This is a genomic window from Pseudobdellovibrionaceae bacterium, from assembly GCA_015163855.1.
GTDB lineage: Bacteria > Bdellovibrionota > Bdellovibrionia > Bdellovibrionales > UBA1609 > JAAOIH01.
In genome coordinates this window covers 1-6,732 of sequence record JAAOIK010000001.1, presented here as the reverse complement: position 1 = coordinate 6,732, position 6,732 = coordinate 1, and the positions used below count along the sequence as shown (strand labels likewise).

Here is a 6,732-nt window from a genome sequence, read left to right as displayed (position 1 = left end):
GCATCAGCAGCTTTAGCTTCGCCTATTGCTTCGTCTCTTGCTGTGTACTGAATAGTTACAGGAGCTTCAGAAGGTCCACTTAACTCAACTGTTGCTGCCACAAGGTTAGTGTTAGTGCTAGGTTCGGTTAATGGCCGTGGCTTAACAATTAAATACGGTTTTTCTTCGTCATCACGAATGTTTAATAAAACCGTAATGCCGTTGGCCTGTTTGTCGGCTTCCCTCCCACTAACTTCTTGGTCTAAACCAACATTATTTGAAGAAATGTGTAATTTAAATTGTTGGTCTTGCCCTTCGTACATATCGTCATCTAATAAATCAATACTAATTTCCCCATGGGTTTGACCAGCTCTTAATTGTTCTCTACCCCTTTTTGGAGTATAGTCCGATTTAGCCTTAGCATAACTACCACCCACCCCTCCTGCCGGACTAGTAGCATAGTTTAAAGTGAAAGTGGTCCCTCTAGGTAAACGAGGGTAAATAACATAGGGTATTTTTATACTACCTTGGTTTTCTGTAGCCACAGAGCTCGGAGGAAAATACACTTTAGGTTCCGGTGTAGCCGTGTCTTTATCGACAATATAAGCTACACCCTGTTGGTCATCAGGGTTACTTAACAAAGCCGCTTCATCTTCATCTTCAACCTCTAAACTTAAAGCAAAAGATTCAATGCCTTCTTTTTTGACATCATCGTCTATTAAACTCACCACAACTTCTATTTTAGTAACTCCAGGCAGAAAAGGTAAAACCTTATCTACAGATGAATAATCGTCGTCACTACCGGCAAGTTTTTCTGATAAAATACGTACATCGCCATAAGCCTTTTGCTTCATTTTACTCAAAATAGACGAAAAGCTTACATAATCAGTAAAAGCTCGAACATTAATTGTTTTAGTAGCAGCATGGCTTAATCGTACTTCAAAAGTAACTGTTGTCCCCTCTAAACCAATAACAGGGTTAACCGATAAAGTAGGCTTATTTGATTTTATAATGATAGGATCTACTGGATCTACTGGATCTACTGGCACTACTGGCACTACTGGGCCTACTGGGTTTGGGGGTACTATTGAGCCTGTGCTTGCAAGGTCAATCCCATCACACGAGATTAAAGTCATACTAAACACTAGTGCAAATAAGCAAGAGTAAAATGTTTTATATGTTGTGCGAAATATTGTATTTACATTTTTCATAGTAAGCCTTTTTTTAATTTTTTTATAATTATTTTTATAACTATTTTTTTACAAACCTTAATTTAATTTATCTCAATCCAGTAAACTTCTCGGCTATATATAAGAAAAAATAAAAATAAAAATAAACTTAGTCCTAAGACTGGGGTTTTGGCGTTTTTTAAAGCTTTTTATAGGTTGTTTTTGCGCTTTTCCTCCCAAATATAAAGCCTTTTAAATAGCCTTTGGAGAGGCTTGTTTAAGGGCTGTTATGCCCTGTTTCTAGCGATTTAGGCTTGACAAAAAACCCCTTAAGCAGTGAAGTACTCAAGTAGCTTTTTTAGCCACTACAACTCTTAAGCGGGTGTAGCTCAGCTGGCTAGAGCGCCACCTTGCCAAGGTGGAGGCCGTGGGTTCGAATCCCATCACCCGCTCCACTTTTTTTTAGTTTTTAATGTTTTGTATTAAAAAATCTATTTTATTCAAGGCATGCGTTTAAAAAAATTATTTAAATAAATTATTAATGTAGTTAAAAGTAAAAAGGGCAGGATAAATAAAATGATAGTAAAGTTAGTTTTTTTTGTAACTATAATTGTTTTTTTTAGCTCTTTAAAAACTGGTAACCACTACCTTTGTTATAATAAAGGCAAAGATAAAGCCATTTCTTTTTCTTGGAGCAAGTATGATGTTCGTGTGGGACGCATGTCTTTTTCAAGAGGAGCACACTTTGTTAATAAAAATTATAAAAAAAACCTAACCTCCAGCATGAAAGGGGGAACTTATAATGTAACTGCAACCCCAAACAAAGTGGAATTAAATTATATTCAAAATTTTGTGAAAACTAAAATCAAGCACCCCTCGGGAAAATTAACAACAGATACTAGCTTGATAAAAAGTGTTAAAGCTTTTAAAAAAGTGAGACGCTATCATGCTCTATTTGCTGGAGTAGTTAATTATTCTTTTGATATTCAAAAAAAAAATTTAGTAACCTCTTTGCATAAACTTTACCCTCCAAGAAAAGTTACCAAACAACGCTTTGAGCTGAAAAAAGGCGATAAGCGTAGCACAGTAATTACATTAGGCCTTGTAAGTAAAAAAGAATTTCAATCTATTTTTTTTAAAAACAAAGAAAAACCAAAACAACACCTTTACCCTAACTGCCACCAAGAAAGCTGGCTAATCAACCAGCTCCGCTACTTAATGGCTATATTTACATTTGCGTAGTGCGGGTTTTTGTAGGTGGTTTGTAGGTTTGTAGGCGCGGATTGGTTTGTAGGTGCGACAAGTTGTTGCTATTAAATGGCACGAATGATAAGTTTTATTTATGAATATTTTATTAAAATTAAAAACAGCACTGTTGGTTTTTTTATTTATACTTCCCCTGCAAGGCTGGGCCGAAGGTTACAGCAACTCTTTTTTACATACTAAGCACAAAGGGCATAAAGATAACTCTTCTGACAGCAGAAGACCTGTTAGAATGACAAAAGAAATGGGTGAGCATCAATTAAAAAATATGCGAGGTCATTTAGAGGCGGTTAGCGCTATTGTTTCGGCAATGGCCCTTAAAGATTTTAAAAAAATGGAAAAAGCGGCTTTACGCCTTGCAAGCTCCCCTAAAATGAAAATGATGTGCAATCATATGGGAAACGCAACTCCTGGATTTACTAAAATGGGCCTTGTTCTACACACTACTGCAGACACACTTGTGCAAGCCGCAAAGAAAAAAAACTACAAAGTTTTTGTAAAAAAATTAAGTGCCACACTAAAAACCTGCACCTCCTGTCACTCCACTTTTAAACAAAAAATTCTTTCCAAAAAAGCATTACACAAATATATAATGCAACTTAAGTAAAAAACTTTATATGCTTTAGATTAATATCAATTAAAGGAAGCTTAAAAGGCTCAGGCCTTAGTTTAAAGTGACCGAGCTTAACCAGTTAAAAAACCTAAGCTGCTTTAATTTTAACCGTAAACTTAGATCGTTTACTAATTTTATTTCTAAAACTTAGCTTTAAATTAGCTAATTGCCTTGGGCTACTTATGGTCAGAAAAAAAACTTAAAAAATGTTTTATATTGGTTGGAAACCATAAGTTTCCTAAATGCCCACCTGTGGGATAAATAATCATTCTATCCTTTAAAAGAGATTCTAAAAAGCGTAGATCTTTTTTAGGGTTTAATAGTAGTATGTCATCTTGGTTATGTTGAATAAAAACATTAGAAGAAGTTTTTAAAAATTTGGCTAAAGAGTGCAAGCTTGCACGGTGTATTAATTGTTTTTTTGATAACCTATTCTGCTTTGTGCGATAAAATGGATATAAGTATTTGTGAAAATATTCGACAAAACTAAACTTATTGCTAAAAATCCCTAAAGAAATAGAAATTAGTTCTTTTGTGTTATTAAATAACCCCGTTTTATTAACCATTTCTACCCTTCCTAAATAAGAGCTAAATTTTTCTCTAAACTGATAGCCTATCACAGACATTATTTGCTCTTCTGTATAAGGAAAATTGGTATAAATGTATTGCAGTAAATGCTTTGTCCCTTTTCTTTTTTCTTCATCTAGTTTGAAAAAAAAATTATATGCTCTTGCTATTAAAATTTTTTTTTGCTTTAAAGTGTACTTTTCCCAGCGAAAATGAAACTTATCTATACTTTGTCCACCTTGAAATATTCCCATGGGAGGGTTAATGGCCACTACGGTTTTAAAGTTAAAAAAACCATCTTTTTTATCTTGCCGAGCCAAAAATAAACTTCTTAATGCCCCCGCACTATAGCCGGCAATAGATATATTAGAAAATCGCAAACCCATAGCCTGAGCTTTAGCCAATACTTTCTTCATTATACTGCGATAAATTTTTATGTCTTGTGAAACATCTCCTAGCACAATGGTTTTACTTGTAGTTAAAGCAAAGTACCACCAAAATTGGCCAGGTATTACAATAACATGATAGCCCATTTTTTTGTATAAATTGTAAGCTAATAATCTTACACTACCCTCTTCTATAGAAGCTCCAAAACCTCCTAAGACAAAAACTAAAGGTCTGCGCTTTCCTTTGTGCATTAATAACCCTGCATTCGCAATTTTACGCTTTAACCTTGAGCGATAATCTCCTATAAAAATTTCTTGATAATCAAAATAGGGAACAGAAAAACCACCAAGAAGATTTGTGGCTGTGGCCATGTAAGGTTTAGAAAAAGGGAATTTATAATTGGCTACCCTCTTAGCAAAAACGGGGTTGCAAAAAAACAAACTGACTAATAAAATTAAATACTTCATCCAACACCTTTGTAAATACTTTTGTAATGATTCATTTGTAAATATTTTTGTAAATACATTTGTAAATACATTTGTAATGATTCATCTGTAATGATTCTTTTTTTATAAGAAGCTTATATATATTCAAGGCTTAGTGCGGTGCGATATTTTATAGTTCGCGCCTTCTCTTAGTTTTATGCGCTTTAATAAAAATGTTAAAATTACAATTATGAATTTTTTAAACTATTTACTACAAAACAAAGCATGGGCGACGGAAAAACAAAAGGCCGATGCCAATTGTTTTAACAATCTAGCAAAAGGACAAAAGCTATAAGAAAGGATTTTTTTTAAAGTGACCACTTTGTGGCCAAAGCAAGTAGACAAAGCAAGTGCCCACTTTTAGTGGACAAAGCAAGTAGGCAAAGCAAGTGGCCACTATTGTGTGCTGGCCATTAATGCATTTATTCTTTTAACAAAATGGCTTTTTTTGCTTTGTAAGTTCTTTTAACAATAAGAAAAATATTATCGCCTTTAACTCCAATCATAGAGTCGCCAAACTTTTTAGACAAACCCGCTACCGAAGCTACATATCGTTTTTTATCTAAATAGTTTTTGTTGTCTGCAAAAGAATCATCGTCTTCATAAACCACTCTTCTTCGCGATTTACTAGAACTACTACCACCAGCAACTCCTATTTTTTTACCGCCGTAGTATTTTTCAACCTTTGCCCGTTCCTTTGCATTTGCTTTAGCTATGTCTTTTTTTACCATAGCCAATTGTGATTTATTTAAACCAAACGCAGAAGCAAGAGCTCCCATATTTGCCTTTTCCATAGGCAATTTACCTGCAGGAGTATTTACAGTACGGCCATTGTTGGTTTTTTTTCGTGCTTGTTTTATTAATTTTTTAGTTTCTGCAGTGTCCAAACCAAATTGACTCCAATCTACATTTTTTTCTGATAATGCAGTTAACCCGCCATCACCACCACTACCAGTCTGAACACAAGTTGGACAAACCTTCTTGGTTTTCTTTTTATTTGCAAGCGCTGTTATTAAAGAAACACCACCTTGTAATATAGTGGTCCACCCCATTGCCATCATCATACATGATCCTGGTTTTGAGGGAGAGGCAGCACATCCTACCGTGTTGGTTTTAACCAAATAAGTCCCCACTCCTAAAGAAATTAAACCTATAGCTTTAGCTGCTTTGTCAGACTGTTGTGCCGCTGCCCCAGCAGCCACATTTCCTATAACTCCGATAGCTTTAATTGCACCAGTGCTTAAACCTGTGCCAGCGCCAGCAGCATTGGCAGCGTCTTTTGCATAGTTAGTGTCCATTTCTGCATAGGCAGCTTCTTCTGCATTCGCCATGTCCTGTGTCTCTGCGTAGGAAGTGTTAAACCTATCCGCCTTAGCAACATTTACAAACCCAACACTGCTACATAAAAATAACAATCCAAAAAATAAATTCCACTTCATAGTTTACCTCTTTGTTTATAAAAATGACTTACTTGCAATCTAATAATTTTTTTGTATAACAGCTAGATTTAAATTTGCGGCGCACCACTGAAAAGATGTCCACACCGGCTCCACTAATACTAGCTAACCTTCGGTTAGGATCTTGTTTTCCTCCAGGCAAAAAGGCTTGTAAATTAAAGGCTTTTCCTCTTTTTTTTCTGCTGTTTTTATTATAGGAAGAACCCTTTTTTCCATAACCAGCTTGACCCCTGCTACTGTAACCTTGGCCACCCACTCTCACCCTTGAGCTGTAACTTTTATTTCTAAAACCTCTTAATAAACTAGATGAACCTGCAGAGCCAACACTGGCTGTGCCCCCTTGCCCACCAGCACTTCCACCGCCCGAACTCAAACCACCAGGGCTTGCGTAACTAGGGCTGCTATCGCCTTTCGACCCCGAACCGCTTCCGTCTGTGTTACCTGTACTACCAGCTTTATTACTTGCCGAGACATCGTCGTCACCGCCATCGCCCTGCTTGCTTGCTTGAAAGCCCCCTGTATCTGTTGGTATTTCGGCGAGATCATAAGGACTAATGCCTAAGGCTGATTTTTGCAAGCCTCCTGCTCCGGCTAATAGTTTTTTTCTTTTTTCCTCATCTATGAATTTTTTCAAAGCTAAGCTGGTGGTAAGTCCTTTTGTACAAGTATTCGTACTTGTTTGTAAGTTTTTAACGTCTACACTAGCCGTTTCTGCATCCCTGGCTATTGTTTGTAAATTGTAATTCCATTTACTCACCACTGTACTATTAATGTCTCCTGTATCTGTGTTTATTAAATCAGACTCTGCTAAT

Annotated in this window: 6 protein-coding genes and 1 tRNA gene; 3 read left to right on the top strand and 4 right to left on the bottom strand. The window is 36.0% G+C overall.

All coding sequences use genetic code 11. The annotated features are described in order from the left end of the window. Positions 1-1,190, bottom strand: a 1,190-nt coding sequence (locus HAW63_00035; GenBank protein MBE8162364.1) for a hypothetical protein, incomplete at its 3' end; no start/stop codon positions are given. A 336-nt stretch (positions 1,191-1,526) separates the two neighbouring features. Here HAW63_00035 and HAW63_00030 point away from each other — a divergent pair. From HAW63_00030 to HAW63_00020, 3 genes are all read left to right on the top strand, one after another. Further along, a tRNA-Gly gene (locus tag HAW63_00030) sits at positions 1,527-1,603 on the top strand. 121 nt (positions 1,604-1,724) lie between these two features. Continuing rightward, positions 1,725-2,390: a hypothetical protein gene (locus tag HAW63_00025; protein ID MBE8162363.1), complete on the top strand. Its 666-nt coding sequence runs from the start codon at positions 1,725-1,727 to the stop codon at positions 2,388-2,390. A 100-nt stretch (positions 2,391-2,490) separates the two neighbouring features. After that, positions 2,491-3,018 carry a hypothetical protein gene (locus HAW63_00020; protein ID MBE8162362.1) on the top strand — a complete coding sequence of 176 codons (528 nt, stop codon included), beginning with the start codon at positions 2,491-2,493 and terminating at the stop codon, positions 3,016-3,018. A gap of 182 nt (positions 3,019-3,200) precedes the next feature. Here HAW63_00020 and HAW63_00015 read toward each other — a convergent pair whose 3' ends face one another. The 3 genes from HAW63_00015 to HAW63_00005 all read right to left on the bottom strand — a co-directional run. Next, positions 3,201-4,445 carry a hypothetical protein gene (locus HAW63_00015; protein MBE8162361.1) on the bottom strand — a complete coding sequence of 415 codons (1,245 nt, stop codon included), beginning with the start codon at positions 4,443-4,445 and terminating at the stop codon, positions 3,201-3,203. Between the two features lie 440 nt (positions 4,446-4,885). Continuing rightward, a complete protein-coding gene (locus HAW63_00010; GenBank protein ID MBE8162360.1) occupies positions 4,886-5,902 on the bottom strand; it encodes a hypothetical protein in 1,017 nt (338 codons plus the stop codon). Between the two features lie 28 nt (positions 5,903-5,930). Beyond that, positions 5,931-6,732: hypothetical protein (locus tag HAW63_00005; GenBank protein MBE8162359.1), on the bottom strand; the 802-nt coding region annotated here is incomplete at its 5' end.

Bases quoted from the DNA above. Each gene is read 5' to 3' on its own strand.
- HAW63_00015 (MBE8162361.1), bottom strand. From the start codon at position 4,445: ATGAAGTATTTAATTTTATTAGTCAGTTTGTTTTTTTGCAACCCCGTT.
- HAW63_00025 (MBE8162363.1), top strand. From the start codon at position 1,725: ATGATAGTAAAGTTAGTTTTTTTTGTAACTATAATTGTTTTTTTTAGC.
- HAW63_00010 (MBE8162360.1), bottom strand. From the start codon at position 5,902: ATGAAGTGGAATTTATTTTTTGGATTGTTATTTTTATGTAGCAGTGTT.
- HAW63_00020 (MBE8162362.1), top strand. From the start codon at position 2,491: ATGAATATTTTATTAAAATTAAAAACAGCACTGTTGGTTTTTTTATTT.